A 24,262-nucleotide genomic window follows, 5' to 3' on the forward strand; every position below is an offset into this window, starting at 1 on the left:
TTTTTCTGTTGGGTTATTATGTTCTCCGTCTCGGTTCTATCCGCTGGACGGGCTGTCGACAGACACAACGGTTTTATCTGCGACTACTCCATCACCACCCATGCCGCGGGTTCTCGTCGGGCCGACCAAAGCGGATATGCACAACGACGAATACGGGAAGAGCTACAACCTCCTGAACAACCTCCACGACGACCGCTTTACCGTCGATACGTACACGCGGACGGTTTCGGACCCGGTCGACCCGAATAACGTCACTGTACACCCGCTGGGCGGCTCGAACAGGATCGTGTTCTACGCGAAATTATACCGGACGCTCCTGCGGGAGCTGCGTCAGGGACCCGTGGACATCTACCACCACATGAACCTCAGCTACCGGTGGTTCAATCCGCTCCTGGTCTCGGGTCTGCAGGGGGAGGTACCGGTCGTCGTCGGCCCCTGTCAGGCGGGACACGCGATTATGGCCGAGGAGTTCAACCGGATGCTGTCGTCGTGGGTCGGGTCGGACCTCTCGCGATCGCTTACGGATCCGTTGCATTCGGCTGTCGACGCGACGCGGGATGTCGTTTTTGACCCACCTCGGATGGACCTGTTCCAGCGGACGCTAGAGACCGCGGACCGGGTCATCGTCGTTCATGAGGAGGCCCGGGAGGTGTACAGCGAGTTCGTCGACGAGTCGAAGCTCCGGACGATACCGCTCGGTGTCGACCCGGACTTCTTCGAGTACAGCGAGCCCGACAACACGACGGAGCTGGTAGCTATCGGGAGCCTCCGGGAACGGAAGGGGTACGACGTCCTCTTCGAGGCACTTGACATCATCCGGCGGGAACACCCGGACGTTCACCTCAACGTCTTCGGCGACGGCCCGCTAGAAGACGAACTGCGCGCACAGGTCGAGCGGCTCGACCTATCGGAGAACGTCACCTTCCACGGGTACGTCGACCAGGCTGTCGTCCGAGATCACCTCTCGCGGGCGCGCGCCTTCGTCCATCCGTCCCGGTCAGAAAGCTTCTCGCTTGTGCGTCTGGAGGCGATGGCGGCCGGCTGTCCGGTGGTCGTCACCGACATCTCCGGGGCGCGCGAGATGGTCCGAGAGGGGGAGGAGGGGTTCGTCGTTCCAATAGAGTCACCCGAGCCAATCGCGGACGCCGTCACCACGCTGCTCTCGGATTACGACCTCACGAAACAGATAGCCAGGCAGGCACGGGACCGCATCGAGGAGAAGTACGACTGGCGGAAAATCGCCGAGGAGTACCTCGACGTGTATCGGTCACTTGTCGGGTAAGCGTACCGCGAGCATCGAAAGGTCTTAAATCACTGACTGATACGTTCGGAGTAGATATGGTCCTCCTCGTGCTGGGTATCGATGCACTCGACCCAGAGCTAGTTGACTCGACCGCGCATCCGAACCTGACGCTCACCGACCACCGACCTATCGAGACGATACGGAGCGTCGAGGGTGGACCTAGCACGCACGAGCTCTGGCCGACAATAATCACCGGCCTCACGCCGTCGGAACACGGTATCACGCTTGATGACGGCGTCGCCTGGGAGAGCCCGGTCCTCCGGTTTGGCAGCGCTGCTGCGGACTACCTCCTCCCGTCGGGGCTCCAGACGCGTCTTGGGGCATGGCTTCTGAACAACACCGAACAGGACGCGTTCCGAATTCCGGCGACCTACTACGAGGAGAACGGGTTGACGACGGTCTTTGACGGCCACAAGGCGGCACCCATCGGCATCCCAAACTACGTGGTCGACCCAGATACGGAGGACCGCGAACATAGCCTCCGGCGGGACCTCGGAGACCTCTTCGAGCGGGACCTCGAAGCGAAGGGCGGGCACTCCTCGACGGACCCAGGGTTGTTTTACGAGCAGTGCCTAGAGATGTCGATGGTTCGCCTCGCCCGCGCACGCCGTGCGCTCAGAGGGGGACGGCACGAACTTGTGTTCGCTTACACGAGTGGGCTCGATCTCATCGGGCACGTCGCGTATGAACAGCCCTCGCTGCAGGACCGTGCCTACGAGGAACTCAACGAGTTCGTCGGCGATGTCCGGGACGACCTCGGCGATGACGACGAACTGCTCCTAGTCAGTGACCACGGCTTACAGGACGGCGTCCACACCGACGAGGCGATGGTCGCGGGGACCGACACCGACATGGTCGACGCCATCGAGAGCGTCGTCGATATCCGGGCGGCAATCGAAGCCGAACTCGACGAAAACGACCACATGTCGACACCACGGCCCACGGCGTCGGCGGACGGCGACCGGTCGGGAGCCGAAGTCAGGGAACATCTTGAAGACCTCGGGTATATGTAGCCATGTCGAGCGACCCGAACATCCTCCTGGTTATCCTCGACAGCGCCCGTGCGCAGAATCTCAGCGCCTACGGACACGTAAACGAGACGACGCCGTTCCTCGAGTCGTTCGCCGCTGAGCGGGCGACACTGTACGAACAGGCGCGTGCGCCCGGTGCCCGGAGTGTCACGAGCCACGCGAGCATCTTTTCTGGGCTCCATGTCGACGAGCACGGCGTCGTCTCGGCGGCCGAGCGACTCGACCCGACGGTGTCGGTCTTTCACAAGCTCCGCGCCGAGGGGTACGACACCGGCATCTTCACCGAGATCGACTGGCTGACAGCGGTTGACGTCGGACTAAAGGACGGGTTCGACACAGTCGTCGGCGCACGGAACGTTCCGTTCCCGGACGGCGTGAACCCACACGAGTTCGTCTCGAACGAGGGCCAGGGCAACTACGCCGAGTTCGTCAAGACGGCGCTGGCCAGTGACCACCCGGTCCGCTCGCTCGCCAACGGCGTCGCCACGAAACTCCAGTCGGACTACATGCGCTATCTGCCTGGGTGTGTCACTGCCTCGACGCCTGCCGATGTCTACGTCGACGCGTTCCTAGAGTGGAGCGGGGACAGCGACGGCCCGTGGGCGGCCTGTGTCAATCTAATGGACGCTCACATCCCATACGAGCCCGCCGCGGAACACGACCTGTGGGGCGGCTCGAAGGCCAGCGGGCTGCAGTCAGCCTTCGAAGACCAGAAGTGGGTGTTCCACGGCGGCCAGAACCCCTGGTGGCAAAAGAAGGCCGTCGAGTCGCTGTACGACGGTGCTATCAGACAGATGGACGCCGAACTGGAGCGGCTGGTCGCCGCGCTCAAGCGCCGCGGCGACCTCGATGACACCTTGCTCGTTATCACGAGCGACCACGGAGAGGGGTTCGGCGAGCCGAGCCGGCTCCAGGACAGCGTTCGAATCGCCGAACACGGCGTCGCTATCCACGACGCCGTGGTCCACGTCCCGCTGCTTGTCAGACAGCCAGGCCAGACCGAGCCCCGCCGGGTCGAACGCCCGGCGACGCTGACGGCGTTCCCGGACGTGGTAAACGCCGTCCGCGAGGGAGCGTCCCCGTCGGCCGGGTCCTGCCCCGATGAGCCAGTGGTCGCCACTGCGGTCGGGCTGGACAAACCGCTCCAGCGGCGTGCCAGCGACTACGTCTCGGACCTCTCACCGTGGCTCGACGACAAGCGTGCCGTCTTCGACTACGACGAAGACGCCGGCGTCGTGGTGAAATACTGCCGGGTCCGTGACACCGCGGCGACGATACACAGCCGGGACCCACAGACCGCCTATCGCATCGCCCGGACCGACGACGGTCGCGTCGACGAGGTGTTCGACGAGCTGTCCAAGCTGGATGTCAGGACCGACGGCGAGAGCCTCGAAGACTTAGACGAGGGTACTTACGACCGTCTCGAAGACCTCGGCTACGTCTGAGTCGCCGTGCTCTCGTACTCCCACACCAGGTCGAAGTACCGCTTCATCCCCGCGACAAAAGAGCCGTTCTCCGTCAACGCCGCCTGGCGCATGTGGTTTGGCACGTCGGGCTCCTCCACTAGCAAAATCGCCTCGCCGCCGTCGTAGTCCATGCTCGGGTCCACCAGCGTCCCGCGCCACGGCAGTTTCTCCGTGCTAAACCGAACCCCGACCTCAGGCAACTCCGTCGCCAGTCGTTCGACCATCTCCGCCTGCACGGCTGCCTTCTCCGCCGGTAACGCGTCGGGATGGAGAAAGAGCACAGATACGTCGACGCCGCGGTCGACGGCCCCCTCTAGCGCCCCGATAACGCTGTCCAGATACGCGAAACTGTTGGTGATGATGCCAAGCGTCTCCTCGGCGTCGCCGTAGAGCCGGCGAGTTTCGCGTTCGCTTGGCTCGCCCACGTCGACGACGTGGAACAGTTCGGCGGTCGGCGAGATGTCCTCGCTGGCCCGCTCGAACTGTGGCTCGTACTCGGCCAGGAAGTCGTCTCGGCTGGCCTCGATGTCGGCCGCGAAGGACTCGTAGGACTGGCGGCTGTTCTCGACGGCCCGGTCGAGTATCTCGTCGGGCGCTTTGGGCTGGTACTCCTTGGGCCGGCCGGGAATCACCTTGATGAACCCGCGGTCAGCCAGCGACTCCAGCACGCCGTAGATGCGGGCCTTGGGGATGCCGGTCGCCTCGGCCAGATTGGGGGCGGTGGTTCGCCCCAGCGCCAGCAACTGCTCGATGGCCGTCGTCTCGTACTCGGTCAGCCCAACGCGGTCGAACACGTCGGACGCTTCGGTCATACTCTCCCCTTTACGACCCGCTACGTAAAACGCGCGGGAGGCGCCGGAAAGTATTTATTGATTGCTCAGAATAGTTACTCGCAACGTGAGTAACCAGAAGTCCGAGAGCCGCGAGCGCGACGACGCACACCTGCAGGACGTCGAGGACGGCTGTGGCTGTGTCGAGGTCTGGGAACACATGAGCGACGACCGCGAGGAGTAACGGGGACCCACTTCTGCCGGTCGTGTTCGATCGGCTCGCAGAGCCACTCTGGGGCTGTTCGCCAGCTGTTCCTACCGCTGCAATCAGACTCTTCACCGCCCCGAAAGCCCTCGACTGCTCGCTAGCAATCTCTTCCCCCGCATTTGCTCATACCCCGAAAGCCCTCGACTGCTCGCCCTTTCAGTCCACCAGGGATAGCCTACCCTTCCCCGAGTCGTGCGACAGAGCGCACTCCCGGCCGCGAAGCCGTTTCATCGGCTGAGTCGGGGAAGGGCAGGTTGACGGCGGAGAGCCTGGCGGACTGGAAGGGCGAACGCGGTCGACCCGGCTGCGCGGGCACTATCCGAGCGCAGCGAGGATATCCCGCACAGCCGGGTCGAGTGGGTGAGGGCTTCCAAGAGTGTAGTGTGAGTGGCGGAGAGAACGACAGACGCTAGCGGGTCAAGCAGTCGGAGCCGAGAGCACCGCTCGCGTTTGCGAGGACCCGCAGTTATTTGAGTGCGCGTGGCAGACGTTCGACAATGGCCGACCGTGACGACGTCTGCGTGTTGCTCCCAGCCTACAACGAGGCCGCGACTATCGGGTCCGTCGTCGAGGGGTTCCGCGAGCAGGGGTTCGAGAACGTCCTCGTCGTCGACGGGGGCAGCGACGACGACACCTACGAACTCGCCGAGGCGGCCGGGGCTCGCGTCGTCGAGCAGTCTGGCGAGGGGAAGGGCCAGGCCGTCCGCGAGGCCGTTCGCCGACACGTCGAGGCGCCCTACGTGCTGATGGCCGACGCCGACGAGACCTACCGGGCCGAGGAGGCCGACCGGATGCTCGAACCGCTGTTCGACGGGCGGGCCGAACACGTCATCGGTAACCGCTTTGCCGACATGCGGCCCGGCGCGATGACGCGGCTCAACCAAGTTGGCAACCGCATCATCAACGGCGCGTTCTCGCTCATCCACGGCCACGACTACGCCGACATCCTCAGCGGCTATCGCGCGTTCACCCGCGAGTCGTTCCTGCGGCTCTCGCTGTCGGCCGAGGGCTTTGGCATCGAGACAGAGATGGCCGTCGAGTGTGTCAAACACGGTATCAGAACGGTCGTCGTCCCGATAACGTACCTGCCCCGGCCCGAGGAATCGGAGACGAACCTCCGCCCGGTCCGGGACGGTGGACTCATCATCGTGACGCTGTACCGGATGGCCAAGACGAACAACCCGCTCTTTTACTTCGGTAGCGTCGGCGTATCCACCATCGGTGTCGGGGCGGTGCTGGGTGTCTACGTCATCTACGAGTGGTTCGTCAGGGGCATCTCCCACGAGGTCATCGCCACCGTTGGCGGTATCGCCGTCGTGTTGGGTATCCAGTTGCTGATGTTCGGTGTCCTCTCCGATATGATCGTGACGGTGAGCCGTGAACAGACACAGCAACTCGAAACCCTCGCCAATCGACTGAGCGAGGAGCGACGGGGCGCCCGGCAGTCCGGCGACGGGTCGGACGAGCCGACGCCGGACGGCGACACGGACGCGCCGGCGCCCGAGAAGTGACAGAGCCGTGGCGACCGAGATACCGGTCGCGGCCCCACCGACCGGCGCGGCGATTCAGAACGGGACAAGCGCCCGTAGCTGTGTCAGCAGGCTGTTCGAGGCCGCTTGCCGCTTGCGCTCGAACGTGGGGTGTAAGGCGTTGAACAGCTCCTGCTCGGAGTCAAACCGGGTCTCTGTCGCCATTTCGAGGGCCTCTCCGACAGTTATGCTGTGGCCGGCGGAGTTGTACGGCACCTCGATGTGGCCCGCCTGCTCGCGCACCTCGCGGGCGGTGGCGGGGTAGTCGATGGTCTCCTCGCCGAGCTTGGCGTCGAGCGCCGCGATGCCGAACTCGATAGCGGTCGGCTCCTCGGTGTCGTCGGTCGGTGGCTGTACTCCCATTGTCCGGAGTGAGGGGCTTCGGGATGGAAAAGGCTGTGTTCGACGCGGTCTTCGCGAGCGCGGTTCATACTGGTGGCCCTAACAAACTGACGTACTTCGCCACCGCGAATATCTCTACGAAGGTACAGCCACCAGTATCAGTCGTCGGCGCTATCGCGGGCGTTCGACGACTGCTCGCAGGACGAGAGCCACTCCTCGGCCCACGCGGTTATCTCGTCGAACACCGGACAGAGCGACTCGCCCTTGGGGGTGAGCCGGTAGTACGTCGCGACCGGCGCGTCCTCCTCCAGCCGGCGCTCGACGAAGCCGGTCTCCTGAAGGTCGTCGAGCACGCGCGAGAGCGTGCGGGAACTGGCGTCCGTGGCTCGCTTGAGTTCGTTGAACCGGCGCTCGCCGTTCTGGAGTTCGTGGAGGACGACCAGTCGCCACTTCGACCCGACCTGTTCGATGGACTCGACGACCGGACAGGCGCCGTCGTTCGTCTCGGCCTCGTCTGCGAAGAGTTCTGATGACATCGGTGTGATCTGGTATCCTCTTTGTCCGGGAAGCGATATATAGGTTCGCATCCGAACCAAGTAACGTAATGAAACCACCATTCGCGGTATCGACGGATCGACACGTATCACCCCTCGGACGGCAGGTGTCGGCCTGATGGCCTTCGAGACGGCCGGTGCGGCCGAGCTCTTCCTCCTCGCGCGGCTCCTCTTTGGCGGCGTACTAGCCTTTATGGGCCTGAACCACTTCACGGGCGCCGAAGGGATGATACCCTACGCCGAGGCGAAGGGCCTGCCCGCGCCGGCGGCGTCGGTCTACGGCAGCGGCGGACTGCTCGTGTTCAGCGGCCTCCTCATCATCGTCGGTGCCTACCCGGTCGTCGCGGCGGGGGCACTGGCGGTCTTCCTGCTGGTCTCGGCCGTCGCGATGCATGGCTTCTGGGCCGTGCCCGAGGAACAACAGCAAGACGAGATGACTCAGTTCCTGAAAAACGTCGCGATGGCGGGCGGCGCTCTCGCCCTGCTCTCTCTCGCCGGGACGGCCTGGCCCTACAGCCTGGGTCTGGGCGCGTTCTAGGCTGTCGAGGCGTCGGCGGTCGCCAATTTCAAACCCCCCCGGTGTCGATGTTTGCCTGAATGTTCCAGTCGCCGGCTGCACTCCTCGCCGCTGTGCCGGTCCGACCGCTGGTCGTCGTCTTCGCTGTCCTCGCGACGTGGGTCGCCGTCCGGCGGCTGGTCGGGCCCGGGCTCGTCGCGGGACTTCGCGGGCGCCTGTTGCTCGGTGTACCGTGGGGGACGCTGCTGACGATAGCCGGCGTTCTTGCGGTCTATCTCTTCGTCCAGGGCGCCTACTGGCACTCGGAGCTGCTCGTGACCCCGTTCCGGACGTGGTCGTACTACTACCCGCTGGGGATGCTCGCGGGGCCGTTCACACACGGGAGCCTCGGTCACGTCACGGGGAATCTGCTGGGGACGCTTGTCTACGGGACGGTCGTCGAGTACGTCTGGAGCCACTACCCCCAGCGGCGCGGCGAGTCCTCGTTCGGGTCACTGCGGACGAACCCCTTCGCCCGGATACTGGTCGTCCCGGTCGTGATGATCGCCGTCGGCGTCTTCACCGGCGTGTTCGCCCTGGGGCCCATCGTCGGCTTCTCCGGCGTGGTGTTTGCGCTGGCCGGCTTCGCGCTGGTGACCCGCCCCTCGCTCTTCCTGGGGGCGCTTCTGGGGAGCCGGATCATCGACCTCGTGTACACGGCGCTGCGGTCGCCGGAGCCGACCGTCGGCGGCAGCGTCCAGTACGTCACGCCGGGGTGGGCGAACATCGCCATCCAGGGCCACGCCATCGGGCTGCTGGCCGGCGTCTTCCTCGGGACGGCGCTGTTGCGGGCCCGCTCGGAGCGCCCTGGGCCGGACAGGGTCTTCTTCGCGACGCTGGTGTTCGCCGTGGTCCAGGGTCTCTGGGCGGTGTACATCCCGGTCGGCGGCGGCCGGTTCACGCTGTTTCGCTGGCTCGGCACCGCGCTGGTACTCCTGCTTGCGGTGCTGGTCTCGGCCGCGACGCTGTACACCGACAGGCGGGCGTTCCCGGCCTTCGACGGCGGGTGGCCCTCGGTGGCCGGGTTTGCGCTCGTGGTCGCGCTCGCGGCCCTCTGTCTCGCGTCGGTGCCGGCGAACGGGGCCGCCCTCGATACCGGCGACCTCCCGGAGGACGGGGTCGAAGTCCGCGACTACGTCGTCACCTATCAGGAGGATGTCCGGAACGCCTACGTCGACAGCATGCCCCTCCCGCCGACGGCCCGGGGGAACATCACGGAAAGCGGCGTGGTCGTCGCCAGCGCCGACCGCGAGATATGGACCGTCGCGGTCTCCCGGTCGCGGCTGGATCTCCAGGGGGACGCGACCGTGGTCGTCGGCGGTGTGGGCTGGCGCGAGACGGTACAGGTAGACCGGCAAAGCTGGTCGGTCGCGGGCAACGACAGCGTCTACAGCGTCTCGCTGGCACGTCGCGGCGAGCGGGCCCGGACCGTCTACACCTCCGAGCCATCGACGATAGACGGTCGTATCGCGGGACGCAACCTCACGCTTCGGCCGGACGGGGGCGGCTTCGAGATAGCGGTCAGCCGGAACGGGTCGACCGTCGACCGCGGCCCGGTGCCGGAAAACATATCGAGTCGGGATATCGGCGGTCTCACCTTCGAGCGCAACCGGTCGCGGCTGTACGCCGCCGGCAACGGGACGCGGGTCGTGGTGGCCCGGGCGGGGAACTAGCGGGTTAGCGCCACTCGATGCGGTAGAGTTCGGCGTCGATACTCCGGGACTCGTCGTCGTGGAAGTCGAACTGGTGGGGGACCTCGAACTCGGCGGCGAAGGCGTGGGTGACCTCGCCGCCGTTGTCGGCCACGAACGACTCGACGAACGCCTCGCTGCCGGCGTTGTGCAGCGAGTAGGAGACGCCCGATAGCTCGGCGGCGGTCGCCAGGAACGCCCGGTCGGCGTGTTCGTTGCCCGACTGCGCACCGAAAGGCGGGTTCATCACCACCGTCGTCCCGTCGACCGGCGGACAGAGCGGGACCCGCGTCGCGTCGGCCCGCACCCACGAGACGGATGTCGTTGAGCCGACCTTCCGCTCGTTTTTCCGGGCCGTCGACAGCGGGTCAGGGTCGATATCCACGCCGACGACGGTGTCGGGACCCCGGAGGGCTGCGGCGAGTGCGAGCATCCCCGTGCCACACCCGAGGTCGACGACCGTCCGGTCCTGGATGTCGCCCTCCAGGTCGGCTCTGTGGACCAGGTGGGCCGCAAGCTCCGGCGGGGTCCGGTACTGTTCGAGGTCGGCCCGGGGGTCGGAAAAGCCGGCGACCACACCGAGTTGCTGGGCGAGAGCGCTCTTTGTCGGCATCGTCGACAATACGCCAGAATCATGCAAAAATGTTTGCAAATGCCCAGAGGTTATTCCGTCCGCGGGAGTTCGACGACAAAGGCCGCGCCGCCGCTGTCGCTCTCCTCGATCCAGATGCGGCCCCCGTAGCTCTCGACCATCGAGTCGACGAAGTAGAGGCCAAAGCCGGTCCCCGAGGAGCCCGAGCCTTTCTGGCCGCGCTCGAACACCTGGCGGCGGCGGCCGGGCGAAATCCCCGGGCCGTCGTCGGCGATCCGGAGCGTCACGAACACGTCCCCGACGGTCGCGGTCACGTCGATAGTCACGTCGTCGCCGCCGTGCTCGACGGCGTTGAGAAAGAGGTTTCCGAAGACGTCTTCCAGGAGTTCGTCGGCCGCGACCTCCATGTCCGTCACGTGGTTGTTCACCGTACACGCCGGGCTCTTCGAGCGGGCGCGGTCGGCCGCGGCGTCGAGCACCGCGCCGAGATCGCGCCGTTGCATCTCGTTCATCCCGTCCTCCGAAAGCGTCTTCAGCACGGAGCGGACCTTCTCCGTGAGGTCGATGATGTCGTCGCTCCAGTCGACGATCGTCTCGGCGTACTCCCGTTCGTCGCCGTCGAGGTTGTCCGCCAGCAGGTCCCCACGCGCGCGGATGACGTTCATCCCGTTTAGCATGTCGTGCTGGAGGATGCTGTTGAAAAATTCCATCTGGTCGCGCCGCCGACGGAGCGTCCGCTGCTGGCGGCTCCGAACCACGGCGTACCGGAGCGTCCGGGCGAGGCGGTCCCCGTCGAGGTCGGATTTCGGGAGGTAGTCCTGGGCGCCCCGCTCGATGGCGCCCATCGACTTCTGGCGGTCCCGCATCCCGGTCAGCACGATTATCGGCAGGTCCGTGACCAGTTCGGTCGCCCGGTCGAGAGTCTCCAGTCCGGTCGATTCGGGCAGCCCCAGATCCAGCAGTAGGGCGTCGTACCGGTCGATTTCGGTCTCCTCGACGGCACCGAGCGATTCGAGGTGGGTGAGCCCGATGTCGTCGACGAGGTGGGTGGAGTCGGAACTGTCGAGGTGGTGGGCGACGAGTTTCGCGTCGCCGGGGTTGTCCTCGACGAGCAACACGTCCATGCGGGATGTGGTGTCGGACATACTCACCTCGGTGGCCGCTTGACGACGGAGAGCCAGAACTCCTCGATGGAGCCGACGATATCGACGAACCCGTCGAAGTCGACCGGCTTCGTCAGGTAGGCGTTGGCGTGGAGGTCGTAGGAGTCGACGATGTCTTCCTCGGCCGCGGAGCTGGTCAGGACGACCACCGGGATGCGACGCAGTTCCTCGTCGGCTTTCATCTCCGCGAGGACCTCCTGCCCGTCCATGCGGGGCATGTTCAGGTCGAGCAACAACAGGTCGGGACGTGGCGCCGAGCCGTGGTCCCCCTCCTGTCTGAGAAACGCCATCGCCTCGACGCCGTCGTTGACGACGTGGAGGTTGTTGAGGACGCTGCCCTTCTCTAGGGCTTTCTCGGTCAGCCTGACGTCGCCGGGGTTGTCCTCGGCGAGCAGAATCTCGACCGGCCGCCCCGCGTCCCCGTCACTCATCGGCGTCCACCTCCGACGCGGCGGGGAGCGTGAATCTGAAGACCGCCCCCGTCTCGGACGGTTCGGCCCAGATACGCCCGTCGTGTCGCTGGACGATTCGCTGACAGACGGCGAGCCCGATTCCGGTGCCCGCTGTCTCGTGTGCCCCGCCCCGCTTGAATATCTCGAAGATGTCCTTCTCGGACCCGGCCGGAATCCCCGGTCCGTTGTCCGAGACGCGGAACTCGACCATGCCGTCGGCCTCGGTCGCGTCTATCTCGACGCGGGGCTCGACGCCCGCCTCGTCGGCGTAGTCGACGGCGTTTTCGAGCAGGTTCTGGAACACCTGCCCGAGCTGGTTGGGGTCTGCCCGTACCGCCGGGAACGACCCAGTGGAGACGGTCGCACCGACCTCGTCGAGGCGCATCCGCAAGGCGCTCAGCGTTTCGGCCACCACTTCTGCCGGGTCCGTCGGCTCGAATTCCCGCGCCTGCGTCTCGACGCGGGAGTATCTGAGCAGGGCGTCGACCATCTCCTGCATGCGGTTCGCGCCGTCGACGGCAAAGGCCATGTACTCCGTGGCCTCCTCGTCGAGTTCGTCGCCGTACTCGCTGTCGAGCAGGTCGACGTAGCTCGACACCATCCGCAGGGGCTCTTGGAGGTCGTGAGAGGCGATGTAGGCAAACTGCTGGAGCGCCTCGTTGGACCGTTCCAGTTCGGTCTGTTTCGCCTTGAGCTCGGTCTCCCGCTCGACGCGGGCCAGCGCGGCGGCCGCCGTGCTGGCGAGAATCTCGAGCAGGAACCGCTCGTCGCTGTCGAACGGCGCTATCGCCGTGGAGCCGATACACAGCATCCCGCGGCCGTCGAGCGGGAGACAGAGCAGCGTCCGGAGCGGCGTCTCCGGTGACGACGGATTCGGGAGCTCCCCGTAATCCTCGACGACGGTCGGCTCGCCCGAGTGGAATATCCGGTGCTCGTCGGTCCCGGGGCCCATCGGGGACAGTCCGTCCGCGTCGGCGTCGGTCGCCGGGCCAGCGGCGCCGATGGGATAGAGGGTGTCCTCGCTCCCGTCGTAGGCCCACATCGCGGCCAGAGGCCGGTCGATGATACGCTGTGCGATTCCCGTGACGGTCTCGGCGACGGCCTCCTCAGAGCGGCTGTACAGCAGTTCGTTCGTCGCGTCGCTGAGCGCCTCGACGCGCTCCTCGCGGCGCTTGAGGTCCGTGATGTCCCGGGAGACGCCGACGACCTGAGAGAGCTCCCCGCCGTCGAACAGCGGCCGGTACCACGTCTCGAACACCAGCTCGCCGACCTCCTGGGTGACCCGGACCTCATCGCCGTCCAGGGCGGTCTCGGCCGCCTCGATGATGTCGGGGTAGTCGGCGTACACCTCGAACACCGGGACCCCTTCGAGTTCGCCCGGTTCCAGTCCCAGGCTGTCTAACCCTTTCCCCGCGGAGTGGGTGAACACGCCGTCGGGGTCGATAGTGAACACGACGACGGGGAGGTTATCGATCAGCGTGGTCAGCTGTTCGTTGCGCTCCAGACGCGCTTGCTCCCGGTCTTTCCGGTCGGTGATCTCGTGGAAGAACGCGACGACGCGGGTCCGGTCGTCTATCTCCGCCCGCTTCAGGGTCACCTCGACCCACCGCTTGTCCCCGCCCGCGTCCCGGATCGCCCACTCGACCGTTTTCGGGCCCGACGACACTGCCGCCCGTATGAGTTCGTTCGCGTCTTCGGTCGTGTATCCGGGCGGACTGAACGCACCGACGTGCGTGCCGACCAGTTCCGTTCGGTCGAACCCGAGCAGCTCGGCCGCGGCCGGGTTCGAGTTGACGACGGCCCCGGTATCGGCGTCGTGAACGACTATCGGATCCGGGGCCACCTCGAAGATATCCCGGTAGAGGGGAGACTCCCCTGTCGAAGCCATACGCAATCAGGGCGGGCGATATACAAATGCGCACGCCCCCGGTTATCAACGGCGAGAAAGGCCTACCAGGTGCCGTGGAACGTGTCGAACTCCAGCTCGTCGAGCTCTTTCTCGCCGATGGCTATCTCGTACTCGCCGGGGGTGAGCATCGGCTTCTTGAACTGCGGGCCGTCGTCGGTCGTGATGCGCGGACAGCCGGTGTTGACGTAGGCGTCCATCCCGAAGTTCGTGAGCCTGTCGGGCGTGACCTCGTCCATCGTGATGAGGTAGGCGTCGTCGTTGTTCTCGACGATCTCCTGGGCCTGGTCCCAGCGACCCTGTCCGATCTTCGTACAGAAGATGACGCCCCAGCTCTCGGCGTCCATCGCGCGATGGACCGCGCCGTAGCGCTGTTTCATGAACTTCTCGGTGTCGGCGATGGTGACGGCGTTGTTGACGGGGTCGGCGATGACGACGTTCTTGTCGGGGTGTTCCATAGCCAGCCCGAGGGGGTGGAACTTCCCGCCGCCGACATAGAGTATCTGGTCGGCGTCGACGTCGGCGCTGGCGTAGTTACAGCCAAGTACCTGCCCCTCGTTGGTGAGGCGCTCGTCGCCCCGCTGCGTGTGGACGGTGTAGCCCCGGTCTTCCAGCCACTCGCGCATCTCGCCGAACTTGTTCATGTGCTGGGCCGTCGTCACGAGGCCCACGTCGGGGTCCTCGTCGGGGTCGGTGAGTTCCTCCTCGCGGGCCTGCTCCATGATGGGTGTGACTTCGACGTTGGAAAACAGCGGCACGTAGATTATCTTGTCAGACTCCTTCATGGGGGAGTGGCCGAAGTGGACGAACACGTCGGTCCGGCGCATCATGTAGGTGTCTAAGTCACAGGCGCCATAGCAGGGCTGGCCCGACATCATCACCTGCACGTCGTCGGGGAGTTCCTGTCGCAGGTCGTCGGTGACGGCGGGGCCACGGCGTTTCAGCCCCTCCGGGAACTGCAGGCCCACTGTCTCGGCGTCGCGCTCTTCGACCGCTTCGACGATCCGGTCGATCTCGTAGTCCCACTCGCGGTCGTGTTTCAGCGAGAGGCCGGTGTTCCGAAGGTCCCCCTCGGTTCGCTCTTGGCTCATTGGACCTCTGTATCCGTTCGAGGGGGATAACCCCGGCGCTTCCGACCGGATTCACAGCCACACGAGCAGTGCGACCGCCGTCGCCGCCGTGGTGACGACGCCGACAAAGACTAGCCACTGGGCGAACACGCCCCGTTTCGACGCGCCCTCCGGCCACGTGCTGGACAGTCGGTGGGCGCCGTAGGCCACCAGCGTGGTCACGCCGGTGAAGACGAGCGGTATCACGACTAGGCCGGGGGCGACCTCGCCGGCCCCGGGGAACAGCCCAAACTTGATAAGCGGGTCGAGTAACACCACGACAGCGAACCCGTAGCTGATACCGAAAACGGCGGACAGGAGGAGGTATCGCGGCCTGAATGCGACGCGCCAGGTCGGCGTCGCCTGGTCGGGTCGCCCGCCGGAGGCCCGCACCAGGAACCGCCGAACGTCGGGCAGGACGTACAGCAGCGGCACCGAGAGGACGCCGCCGGCGAGTCCGAGGAGGCCGGTCATCGCGGCGATGATACCCGCCGACAGCAGCAACAGCAGGAGGACATAGAGGAGGAGGCCGACAACGAAGACAATCCCGTCCAGCACCTGCATAGTCTGCAGTTGCCACCCGGGTACAAATAAGGCGCCCCGAGGTTCCCCCTTCGGCAAACCTATACCGCACGAGTCCCAACACGGTGGTAATGAGCATCGAGACCGAGACCGTCACCGAAATCGACGACGACCACGTCGACCAGCTCGCGACCGAACTCGGCGAGAGCATCGCCCAGCTCCCGGTCTACCAGGAGTACCTGCAGGCGAAGGCAAAAGTCGAGAACGACGCCGACGCCCAACGGGCCATCGAGGAGTTCGAACAGCTCCGCGAGGAGTTCCAGATGGCCCGCCAGACCGGCCAGGCCACCCAGGAGGACCTCCGCAAGGTCCAAGAGGCCCAGGAGGAACTCCACGACATCGCCTCGATGAGCGAGTACCTCGAACTGCAAAACGAGCTCGAACTCCGCCTCCAGGAGATAAACGAGCTCGTCTCCGACCAGCTCGAAGTCGACTTCGGCGAGACGGCCGGCGGCTGCTGTCAGGACTGAACCGCCACTTTTTCGCGTTTCTTTCGTATAGCCGTAGCGACGGCACCCACCAGCCACACCCCTGTCTCGGGTACGTCGGCTGCGGTTCTCGATACCAACTGCCGACCACCCGGAGAAAGTAATAGACAGACTGAACATAAACCAGACAGTAGACTCGACGCATGGGCGGGGTAAATCCGGTAAAGGACATCACGACGTTCGTGAGCCTGTATCTCCTCCTGTCGCTGCCCCCGTTCCTCTATCTGAACCGCGGGCTGTCGGCAGTCGTTACGAACCTCGCTCTGGTTGCGACAGCCGGCACGGTGTTGCTCGTCCTCACCGCGGCGCTGTTTTTCGCCAGCGACGGGGTCAGGCGGTACACCGAGTTCTTCTTCGCCGTGACCGACGTGTACTCCGTCATCGTCGACCTGGCGTTCGTGTTCGCGGCGGTCTCGTGGTGGACCGTCCCCGAACTTGCGACCCGTTTTCAGTGGGGGGCCGAGCTCCGATACGTCCTCACGGCGATTATCGTCTGTCACGTTCCGATGGTCCTGTTTCTCTCCCTGCTTACGGTCATGGGTCGCGCCCGGACGGCCGCGTGAGGGTCGTAAGGCCTTAGCCACCGCCCTGCGGAGTCGTCGGTATGACAGTCGACTCTGACTGGGGGGACTGGCTCCTGCGTGCGGTCGAGGACGCCGACCCCGACGGACTGGCCCTCTGGTATCTGGGCTGTAACGGCTTCATCGTCAAATCCAGCGGCGGCACGACGGTCTTTATCGACCCATACCTGGGTATCGGCGACCCGCCCCGGACCGTCCGCATGGTCCCGGTGCCCTTTGACCCCTCGGATGTCACCGAGGCCGACGCCGTCCTCGGAACCCACGAACACACCGACCACGTCCACGGCCCGTCACAGGCCCCGATCCTCGCGGCCACCGGGGCGACCTACTACACGACCGACAGCGGTCACGAGGTCATCCAAGACGAGGACTGGACGGGGAACTGGTCGGTGACCGACGACCAGCTCGAAGAGGTCGCGGAGGGCGACACGCTCGAACTGGGCGACCTGACGGTCCACGTCGAGCCGGCCAACGACCCCGACGCCGACCACCCCGTCTCCTTCGTCTTCGAACACGATTCGGGCACCTTCTTCCACGGCGGCGACGCGCGGCCCGGCGCGTTCGAACCGGTCGGCGAGGCCTACGACATCGACCTGGGCGTGCTGGCGTTTGGCACGGTCGGTATGATTCCGGACTCCGAGACCGGCGACCCCAAGCGCACGAAGTGGTACAACGACGAGAACATGATAATCGAGGCGGCCAACGAACTCCAGCTCGACAGCTTGCTCCCGACCCACTGGGACATGTGGAAGGGGATGACGACGGAGCCGACGGTGCTGCACAACCACGCCAAGAGCTTCGAGTACCCGGAAACCCTGCGGGTGATAGAGATCGGCGACCGAATCGATCTCTGATAGGGGGAGCGTATCGCCCCTCGCGGCACAGAACCCGTATACGTCGCTCAGGTCGACCGCCGGCCTTGGCAGCCGATCACGAGCTGACAGCGCCGGAGTAGCTTTATTACTTGAGGGGTACGGAGTACCATACATGAGTGATTCGCAAGCGTATGAGGCGATTACTGTCGCCTCGGATGGGATCACGGTCACCAAGCGATTCGAGGCTGACGAGTTCCCCGTTCCCGCTATCGCGTTCAACGTCGTATCGCAACGCTCCGAGGCAGTTACCCTCCGGCTTGTCGACACTGTCCCGGGCGACGTGGCCGTCGAGGACCTGGGCTTTCACCCGGAGTACGGCTCTGAGTTCTGGGACATCAACGACGACCGCATCACCTTCGAGAAGGAGCTAGAGGCCGACAGCGAGTACACGACCGTGTACGGTATCCGGGCGACGGGGACCGACGACGTCGAGAAGTTCCTCACTGAGCCGACCATAGAGAGCGTCGAGCCGCCACTGGATGCCGACGAGGCCGACCTCGTCGGCGGCAGTAACGATGCCGTCAAGGACGTCATCTCGGGCGAGTCCGACAGCGTTCCGGGGCTGGAAGACGAGGACGACGAGGACATCGAGACGCTGAACCTGAAAGACCCCAACAACGAGGGGACCCCAGCGGCCGAAGGCGGGGCCGACACCGAAGACGCGGACGGCGCGGACGACGGGGGCGAGAGCGAGAACGCACCGGCGACGGACAACGTGGTCGCCGCGATGGCCAACGAGATACGCCAGAACAACGTCTCGGCACAGGACGTCAAACTCCTCAAGCGGGCCCTCGACGCTGTCTCCGAGGACGACGAGTCCGAGAGTGGTGTCAACACGGCTCGCATCAACCGTATCCAGAACGACATCGCCGACCTCCGCGCGTACACGGACGCCCTGGAGACGTTCCTCGCCGAGAACGGCACCGGTGACGAGGTAATCGAGGAGTTCGACGAGCGACTCGACGCCTTCGAGTCCGAACTCGACAGCTTCGAAGACGAGATCGGCAGCGCGAAGTCGGCCGCGGAGGCCGCGACCGAGGAGATAGACACGCTGGGCGACGAGGTCGACTCGCTGGGGGACGGACTCGACGATGTCGAGGGGACCGTAGACAACATCGAGGGCGACCTCGACGATCTGGAGGGGGAAATCGAGAGCGTTCGAGCGGAGATCGGCGACGGGGAGCTGGCCGACCGGGTCTCCGAGCTGGAGGAGGAGATAATCCAGCTCCAGGAGTGGCGCGAACAGCTCTCCTCGGTCATCGGTGGCGGCAGCAACTGAGGCCGTCGCCCGACCCCTATCGCGGCTTCTGGGGCAGCGACTCCCTTCGCGTCGCCCGCAGTATAACCGAACCCGTTTTATCCGGGCCGGCGGTTGAGTGAGGTAATGACGACGACCAGAGTGGCCGTCCCCCGCAAAGGTCGCCCCCTCGAAGCCGTGCTGGAACGGCTCGCTGCCAGGACCGGGACGACGGAACTGGCCGACGAGATTATCTCGACGCTGCGCTACGAGAAGGACCTGACCAAGGGGAACCAGGACGCCGACGACCACGTCTACCATCGCCTCGCCGACTACTCCGAGCTTGACGACCCGACCCGGCCCGAGTTCACGCTCCTGCGGGACGACCGCGACGGGATGCCACGACGCGTCGTCTTCGACAGCGTCACCGTCCCGACCGACCGCGGCGACGTCCAGCTCATCGGGCGCGAGGAACCGTTCCGGGCGCTGCGGACCCACGAGTTCGCCCTGGGCTTTGACAGCGCCGACCTCGTTCTGGAGGAGGTCGTCGAACTGCAGGACGACCCACTGCGGACCATCGGGGAGATAAACGACCGCATCGACCCGCTGGACACCGACGTTCGGGTGGTGACCGGACTCGGTGACACGGTGTATCACACGCTGCTTGCGACCCCGACCGTCGCCGACAGCCAGGACCGCCCGCTCGACCGCGCGTTCGTCCGACAGTACGCGGGCGAGCTCTGTATCTCCCCGCGGTACGAGCGGCTCATCGAGGCCGTCCTCGGAACGGCCGCGCTGGACGACATCACGTTCACCTACCCCGAGAACGGGCAGGAGGAGGAGGAGGCGGCTATCGCCGAGACCGGGCTGGGCGTCTATCTCACCGTCACCGGGTCGACGGCCCGGGACAACGGGCTCGTGCTGGGCGAGCAGCTGTTCCCCAGCGAGACCGTCCTGCTGGAAAACAGCTCCGAGCGGACGCCGGCGACAGAAGGCGTCGCGGAGCTGTTCGCCGAACCCGAAGCGACGGCGCTCCAGTCGATCTGATAGGGCGGGTGATGTGCGGTAGGCACATCCTGTCACGCGGTAATCGCGATGGCGCTTTTGCAGTCGCTTACGGCCGCCCGGACGCCGCCTTCGGTCGGGTCCGACCCACTGGCGAATTCATGGAGGGGAGGTACGTCGAGTACACCTCGTTTCTACGCCCCGTGGCGCCGGTAATGCCCGCCGTCTGTCGGGTAACGACGCTGTAACAAATGGGTATCCGGCGCTCGGTTTATCCGTAGCGCGGTCGTCAGCGGCCGAGGAACCGCTCCACTAGCAACCACAGCGACGTATGCGATGGATCAAAACAACACCGAACTCACACGCGATCGCATCTTCGACATACTCAGTAGCCCCCGGCGACGGTACGTGCTTTACTTCCTGCGGACGGAGCCGAACCCGATTCAGCTGACCGACCTGGCGGAGCACGTCGCTGCCTGGGAGAACGACACGACTGTCGAGGAGCTATCGACCCAGCAGCGAAAACGCGTATACGTCTCCCTGTACCAGACCCATCTCCCGAAACTCGCGGAGGCGGGCCTCGTCAACTACGACGAGGAGTCGGGCGACGTCTCCATCGCCGCGAAGGCGAGCGAGATAGACCCGCTGCTTGGCGAGCAGGGCTCAGAGCCGGCCTGGTACCTCTACTACTTCGGGCTGGCGGTGGTGAGTTCGCTGCTGGTCGTGGCGTCGGTCGTCGGCCTGGCTATCCCTCAGATCGCTCTCGCAGTCGGAATCATCGGGGCCTTCGCGGTCCTGACCATCGCACACATGGCATACGAGTGGAGCCAGCAGTCACCCCCAGCGGAGTTCCGCGAGTGACGCGACCGACGGACGGTCCCAGCCGATTCGACGCCGCGGAGGAGCGAGCGCTACCACACTGGGACCCGGCGGTATCAGTCGTCGTCCTCCGGCAACAGCTGCTCGGGCGTTCGCAGATACGTCGGCGTGTTCGCAAACTCCGTCATCCGCTCGAGCTCGCTCTCAGTGATGTGTTCTGGCATCATAGAGGGGCTCTCCGTGGGGGCCGTTAGTAATTGAGCTCATAGCCACTGGAATGTACTTTATACCACGGCGGCGGCTTCATCCCGGGAAACGCGGCTACCGCCCGACGCACGGTCCCTGTCCGGGTAACGGGCTGGTATACGAGGGATAACGGACCGGACACGCACCGCGATCAAACGTCCGTGACCGACGGCTACCGGTAGCGTCGGCAGGCCTCGTCCTGCCCTGGTCGACGGTACGTGTACTGTCAGCGAGCGTGGGGGCGTAACTGGGCGGGTCCGTCCCACTGGCGTCCCGGAGCCGGACAGACTCGGCCGCTCCGCGCAAAATTACCGGAAAACTTATGCTTGGATACGCTTTTGAATCCCGTAGCACAAAATGAGTGGTCCGGACCCGCGGCACGCACTGGCCGGTGGTCGATTCGACGGTGCCAAACGCGTGACCGACGACGGTCCGACATACAACCCGAATACGGACACGTACGTCGGGACGTTCGAGGTGGCGTCGGCGAGTCTCGCGGTGACGGAAGCGCTGGCGACGGTCCGACACTGTGACCCGACCGAGCTCGAACCGCTGTATCGCTCGGTCGACCCCGACGCCCTGGACCGACTCGTCGCTGGCGGGACGGAGCAACTCCGCGTGGCAATGCAGATAGACGGGTTCGAGGTCGTCGTGACCGGCGACCGTCGGGTCGAAATCACACCGCCCGAGTGACCGGGCGCCCCTGACCGAAGCAGTTCTCGCGGTCAGCACCTGAACCGCGACGGGTCGTGTTACTCACTCGTTTACCAATACCTCCCACGGCCTGCGTTCCGGTGTGTCACAGACGTTCAGCGAGGACGCGGTGTACGTCGCCGACTCGTCGCTCCGGTGTGACCATCTGCTCTGGGGTCTCGTCGTCGCGGCGGCCGCCGGCGACGTGGTGTTGACCCTCTCCGGGCTCTCGCTGTGTTTCACCGAGGCAAACCCCGTTGCGAGAGCGTTTCTCGACGCCGGCGGCGGCGCCGGCCTCGTCGCACTGAAACTGGCCGCACTGGCCGTGTTGCTGGGCGTCTACCGGGCGGTGCGGCCGCTGTTTCGCCGGGCGGCGCTGGTGGCCTTTTTCACGCCGCAGCTGCTGGCCGTCTGGCACAACGGGCTGCTTATCGCACAGCACGCCGACAGCTGTGGGTGAGTCGAGTGTCACGGGACGAACTCGGCGCCGGCAGCCGCGATGCCGTCGTGTCTCGTCGGCCCACGGACGGCCCTTCAGACAGACTCGTCGACGACGGCCGGCCCCAGGGTGGCCGGCTGCTGGCGAGTCAGGTGCGCGACCAGGTCCTCGGGCGTGTACGCCGTGCCGTCGACGAGACAGGGGAAGACAGCCGCGAGCTCGGTCCCATCGTAGACCGCTACGGCTCTGGACGGTGGGACGACTCGACTGAACGCGTCCTCGTCGTACTCGGTCGTCACCGTCGAGACGCTGAAAAACGGTGAGACCGAGAGCCTGCTGTTGGCCGCGAGCTCGTAGAACTCGCCGATGGCGTCGAGGATTCGCCGCCCGCTCCCGATGTCGGTGAGCGGGCTGCTCGTGCAGATGCTGGTCCCCCAGACGAGCAGGTCGACATCGCTGAGCGTATCGCGCTCGGCGAGTTCTTGGAGGTCCGCCACGAGCCGGTCCTGGGACGGCTTGTTCGGGGCGGGCGCGAGTGAGTGGACGAAGACCGTCGCCCGGAGGTCGCTGTCTGCCGGAGGTAACACCGCATCGAGTGTCGGGTCGGTGGCGTCGTCTGTTCGCATCGGTTTAGCGAAGGCCCGACACCAGTGATAAACGGGACAGGTCGTTCTCAGGGGATAGAAGCATCCTACCTGTGTGAACGGTAAATTGGGGGAGAGCGTCAACGCAGACCGGACGACGACGGCCGCCGTCGTGTGTGGCCTCGGTGGGGGTGGGGTGGGTGAGTTGGCAAGGGATGGACCGGTGGCCAGTACGTGCGGATGGTTGCTCTCCCCGCGATAGGACCAACAGACCCCGATGTCATTGTTACTCCGTGGTTAGTCCCGGTAAGCCCTCTCACACGGCCGAATCGGCGTTCCCGACGGCGTTTACTCGCTGTGAGACGGCCCGAAAGCCCACCATAACTAATCGGATATCTTCGGACGGTCCCCGTGATGCTCGAACGCTCCTCTCACGGCGGGGGTCGTGGTGAGTAACGACAGCGAGACCGTGGCCGGGCTGTCGCGGGCGGCGCGGGCGGACCTCCTGGCCTCGGCGCGCCGGCGGACGCTGCTCGAACTGCTGGCCGCGTCCACGGGGAATGTCCACTCACTGGAAGCACTCGCGACTGCGGTCACACAGGCCGAGCGGGGCCCCGACCTCGGTGCCCGGTCGACCCGCCGGGTGTGTCTGCTCCTGCATCACGTCCACCTGCCGAAGCTCGACGCGGCCGATATCGTGGCGTACGACGCCGAGCGCAACGTCGTCGAGTACATCGCGGGCGACGCCGTCGAACAGCTTCTCGACGCGGACGAGCGGTGACTGCCCGTTCGCCGGCATCGGGGCCCGACGACCCGCCGACACGGTGGCGTCAGCAGAGTGCGACATCGTTATCCCGACCTGACGACGGTAGCGGCTCGCTCACATCCCGTCCGTGTTCAGCGGGACGGGCCGCTCCTCGCCGGTCATCGCACCCGCCCGGAGCGTTTCGATGACGCGCAGCGTCCAGGTCCCCTCGGCGACCGGTACCGTCGGCGGCTCGCCCCGCTGTATCGCGCGTGCCTCCTCGCCGAACTGGTAGCTGTGGGAGTCCAGGGTGCGGGGGGCGTCCCGGTCATCGTCGAGAGCGCGGCGGGCGACAGTGACGAGGTTCTCGACGGTCCTCTGAAGACGGCCGAGGATGTGGTTGACGTCGGCCAGGACCCGGAGTCCCGGTGAGCCCTGGTAGTCGCGGTCGAGGACTGTCACGGACTGGGCCACGAGGTCTATCTCGATGCTGCCGCGGTCGCCGTGGACCCGAACGACCTCGTGGGGCACCCCGCTTGCGAGTACGGTCCCGCTACAGAGCACGCCGTCGTCTGTGGTGTACTGGAACTGGACGCTGCCGTAGTCGAACTCCCAGGTGTACTCGTTGGCCAGCGACGCACTCGACTGTACCGAGTCCGGGCTCGACGGGTAGCCGCCGAGAGTCAACACCGTGTATATCGGGTGCGAGAGCCCCGCCTCGAACTCGAACGCCCCGTCTCCGCGGGGGCCGTCGTCCGGGTACGTCCCGCCGGCGGACAGCAGGTCGACGGAGCGCACCTCGCCGACGGTGCCGTCTTCGATGCGCCGGCGGGCGTCCCGCATGGCCGGCGAGAAGTTGCGGTTGTGGGCCACCGACACGTGGGCGTCGTACTCCGCCACGAGCCGTTCCAGCTCCTCGGCTTCGGCGACGGACTCGGTGACGGGGCTCGCTATCAGGACGGGGATGCCATCCTCGATGGCCATCCGGGCCAGTTCGAGGCGGGTACCGACCGGCGTACAGAGATGTATCCAGTCGAGCGACTCACGCGCCAACAGCCCCTCGAAGTCGGCGTAGGCGTTGATGTCGTACTCGGTGGCTCTCTCCCTGGCCCGTGACTCGTCCTCGTCACAGACGGCGACGAGCTCCGTGGCCGGGCACGCCTGGAGCCCGGAGAAGTGGGATTCGGACGCCACGCCGCCGACGACCGCGGTTTCCAGTGTCATCGTCCCATCACC

General features: G+C 65.6%; 26 protein-coding genes. 15 read left to right on the forward strand and 11 right to left on the reverse strand.

Annotation, left to right across the window (positions count from 1 at the left end; all coding sequences use genetic code 11):
• Positions 1-100 precede the first annotated feature (100 nt).
• From VJ162_RS01960 to VJ162_RS01970, 3 genes are read left to right on the forward strand one after another with little or no spacing between them, the layout of a single operon-like run.
• Complete coding sequence (locus VJ162_RS01960) at positions 101-1,282, forward strand: glycosyltransferase (protein WP_324662037.1); 1,182 nt, start codon at positions 101-103, stop codon at positions 1,280-1,282.
• A 56-nt stretch (positions 1,283-1,338) separates the two neighbouring features.
• Positions 1,339-2,316 (forward strand): alkaline phosphatase family protein, encoded by a 978-nt coding sequence (locus tag VJ162_RS01965; protein WP_324662039.1) that lies wholly within the window; start codon positions 1,339-1,341, stop codon positions 2,314-2,316.
• 2 nt (positions 2,317-2,318) lie between these two features.
• On the forward strand, positions 2,319-3,779 hold the full coding sequence (locus VJ162_RS01970; protein WP_324662040.1) for a sulfatase-like hydrolase/transferase: 1,461 nt from the start codon (positions 2,319-2,321) through the stop codon (positions 3,777-3,779).
• Here the strand turns inward: VJ162_RS01970 and VJ162_RS01975 are convergent.
• Positions 3,770-4,612 (reverse strand): TrmB family transcriptional regulator, encoded by an 843-nt coding sequence (locus VJ162_RS01975; RefSeq protein WP_324662041.1) that lies wholly within the window; start codon positions 4,610-4,612, stop codon positions 3,770-3,772. The genes VJ162_RS01970 and VJ162_RS01975 overlap by 10 nt on opposite strands.
• Before the next feature lie 723 nt (positions 4,613-5,335).
• Between VJ162_RS01975 and aglJ the strand changes: the two genes are divergently transcribed.
• The gene (aglJ, locus tag VJ162_RS01980; RefSeq protein ID WP_324662042.1) at positions 5,336-6,349 is read left to right on the forward strand and encodes an S-layer glycoprotein N-glycosyltransferase AglJ; all 1,014 of its coding nucleotides are present in this window, start codon (positions 5,336-5,338) and stop codon (positions 6,347-6,349) included.
• A 54-nt stretch (positions 6,350-6,403) separates the two neighbouring features.
• On the opposite strand, the gene VJ162_RS01985 is transcribed toward aglJ, so the two are convergent.
• Both VJ162_RS01985 and VJ162_RS01990 read right to left on the reverse strand, forming a co-directional pair.
• A complete protein-coding gene (locus VJ162_RS01985) occupies positions 6,404-6,730 on the reverse strand; it encodes a DUF5789 family protein (protein WP_324662043.1) in 327 nt (108 codons plus the stop codon).
• A gap of 137 nt (positions 6,731-6,867) precedes the next feature.
• Positions 6,868-7,245, reverse strand: a complete 378-nt coding sequence (locus VJ162_RS01990) for a winged helix-turn-helix transcriptional regulator (RefSeq protein WP_324662044.1) — start codon at positions 7,243-7,245, stop codon at positions 6,868-6,870.
• Between the two features lie 136 nt (positions 7,246-7,381).
• Between VJ162_RS01990 and VJ162_RS01995 the strand changes: the two genes are divergently transcribed.
• Both VJ162_RS01995 and VJ162_RS02000 read left to right on the forward strand, forming a co-directional pair.
• Complete coding sequence (locus VJ162_RS01995) at positions 7,382-7,801, forward strand: DoxX family protein (protein WP_324662045.1); 420 nt, start codon at positions 7,382-7,384, stop codon at positions 7,799-7,801.
• A gap of 59 nt (positions 7,802-7,860) precedes the next feature.
• Positions 7,861-9,492: a rhomboid family intramembrane serine protease gene (locus VJ162_RS02000; RefSeq protein WP_324662046.1), complete on the forward strand. Its 1,632-nt coding sequence runs from the start codon at positions 7,861-7,863 to the stop codon at positions 9,490-9,492.
• A 4-nt stretch (positions 9,493-9,496) separates the two neighbouring features.
• Here VJ162_RS02000 and VJ162_RS02005 read toward each other — a convergent pair whose 3' ends face one another.
• From VJ162_RS02005 to VJ162_RS02030, 6 genes are all read right to left on the reverse strand, one after another.
• Positions 9,497-10,123, reverse strand: coding sequence for an METTL5 family protein (locus tag VJ162_RS02005; RefSeq protein WP_324662048.1), 627 nt, complete (start codon positions 10,121-10,123; stop codon positions 9,497-9,499).
• Positions 10,124-10,173: 50 nt separating this feature from the next.
• Positions 10,174-11,247: a hybrid sensor histidine kinase/response regulator gene (locus tag VJ162_RS02010; protein ID WP_324662049.1), complete on the reverse strand. Its 1,074-nt coding sequence runs from the start codon at positions 11,245-11,247 to the stop codon at positions 10,174-10,176.
• A gap of 2 nt (positions 11,248-11,249) precedes the next feature.
• On the reverse strand, positions 11,250-11,696 hold the full coding sequence (locus tag VJ162_RS02015; protein ID WP_324662050.1) for a response regulator: 447 nt from the start codon (positions 11,694-11,696) through the stop codon (positions 11,250-11,252).
• Positions 11,689-13,605 (reverse strand): PAS domain-containing sensor histidine kinase, encoded by a 1,917-nt coding sequence (locus tag VJ162_RS02020; protein ID WP_324662051.1) that lies wholly within the window; start codon positions 13,603-13,605, stop codon positions 11,689-11,691. Before VJ162_RS02020 ends, VJ162_RS02015 begins: the two co-directional genes overlap by 8 nt.
• Positions 13,606-13,667: 62 nt before the next feature.
• Entirely contained in the window at positions 13,668-14,714 is a 1,047-nt protein-coding gene (dph2, locus tag VJ162_RS02025) for a diphthamide biosynthesis enzyme Dph2 (RefSeq protein WP_324662052.1), read from the reverse strand.
• A gap of 51 nt (positions 14,715-14,765) precedes the next feature.
• On the reverse strand, positions 14,766-15,296 hold the full coding sequence (locus VJ162_RS02030; protein ID WP_324662053.1) for a hypothetical protein: 531 nt from the start codon (positions 15,294-15,296) through the stop codon (positions 14,766-14,768).
• Positions 15,297-15,385: 89 nt separating this feature from the next.
• Here VJ162_RS02030 and VJ162_RS02035 point away from each other — a divergent pair, with 89 nt between their 5' ends.
• The 8 genes from VJ162_RS02035 to VJ162_RS02070 all read left to right on the forward strand — a co-directional run bounded on the left by VJ162_RS02035 (position 15,386) and on the right by VJ162_RS02070 (position 21,718).
• Complete coding sequence (locus VJ162_RS02035) at positions 15,386-15,784, forward strand: YlbF family regulator (RefSeq protein ID WP_324662055.1); 399 nt, start codon at positions 15,386-15,388, stop codon at positions 15,782-15,784.
• 161 nt (positions 15,785-15,945) lie between these two features.
• A complete protein-coding gene (locus VJ162_RS02040) occupies positions 15,946-16,365 on the forward strand; it encodes a hypothetical protein (protein WP_324662056.1) in 420 nt (139 codons plus the stop codon).
• 41 nt (positions 16,366-16,406) lie between these two features.
• Positions 16,407-17,237 (forward strand): MBL fold metallo-hydrolase, encoded by an 831-nt coding sequence (locus VJ162_RS02045; RefSeq protein ID WP_324662057.1) that lies wholly within the window; start codon positions 16,407-16,409, stop codon positions 17,235-17,237.
• Between the two features lie 133 nt (positions 17,238-17,370).
• Positions 17,371-18,537, forward strand: coding sequence for a hypothetical protein (locus VJ162_RS02050; RefSeq protein WP_324662058.1), 1,167 nt, complete (start codon positions 17,371-17,373; stop codon positions 18,535-18,537).
• A gap of 105 nt (positions 18,538-18,642) precedes the next feature.
• Positions 18,643-19,542: a hypothetical protein gene (locus VJ162_RS02055; protein WP_324662059.1), complete on the forward strand. Its 900-nt coding sequence runs from the start codon at positions 18,643-18,645 to the stop codon at positions 19,540-19,542.
• Positions 19,543-19,836: 294 nt separating this feature from the next.
• Positions 19,837-20,361, forward strand: a complete 525-nt coding sequence (locus VJ162_RS02060; protein ID WP_324662060.1) for a DUF7344 domain-containing protein — start codon at positions 19,837-19,839, stop codon at positions 20,359-20,361.
• A gap of 561 nt (positions 20,362-20,922) precedes the next feature.
• A complete protein-coding gene (locus tag VJ162_RS02065; RefSeq protein ID WP_324662061.1) occupies positions 20,923-21,258 on the forward strand; it encodes a HalOD1 output domain-containing protein in 336 nt (111 codons plus the stop codon).
• Between the two features lie 103 nt (positions 21,259-21,361).
• Positions 21,362-21,718: a DUF5658 family protein gene (locus VJ162_RS02070; RefSeq protein ID WP_324662062.1), complete on the forward strand. Its 357-nt coding sequence runs from the start codon at positions 21,362-21,364 to the stop codon at positions 21,716-21,718.
• 74 nt (positions 21,719-21,792) lie between these two features.
• Here VJ162_RS02070 and VJ162_RS02075 read toward each other — a convergent pair whose 3' ends face one another.
• Complete coding sequence (locus tag VJ162_RS02075; protein ID WP_324662063.1) at positions 21,793-22,323, reverse strand: HTH domain-containing protein; 531 nt, start codon at positions 22,321-22,323, stop codon at positions 21,793-21,795.
• 406 nt (positions 22,324-22,729) lie between these two features.
• Between VJ162_RS02075 and VJ162_RS02080 the strand changes: the two genes are divergently transcribed.
• Positions 22,730-23,062 (forward strand): DUF7344 domain-containing protein, encoded by a 333-nt coding sequence (locus VJ162_RS02080; protein ID WP_324662065.1) that lies wholly within the window; start codon positions 22,730-22,732, stop codon positions 23,060-23,062.
• A gap of 99 nt (positions 23,063-23,161) precedes the next feature.
• Here VJ162_RS02080 and VJ162_RS02085 read toward each other — a convergent pair whose 3' ends face one another.
• Positions 23,162-24,250 carry a Gfo/Idh/MocA family protein gene (locus tag VJ162_RS02085; protein ID WP_324662066.1) on the reverse strand — a complete coding sequence of 363 codons (1,089 nt, stop codon included), beginning with the start codon at positions 24,248-24,250 and terminating at the stop codon, positions 23,162-23,164.
• Between the last annotated feature and the right edge of the window lie 12 nt (positions 24,251-24,262).

Source organism: Haloarcula sediminis (genome assembly GCF_035656455.1).
GTDB lineage: Archaea > Halobacteriota > Halobacteria > Halobacteriales > Haloarculaceae > Haloarcula > Haloarcula sediminis.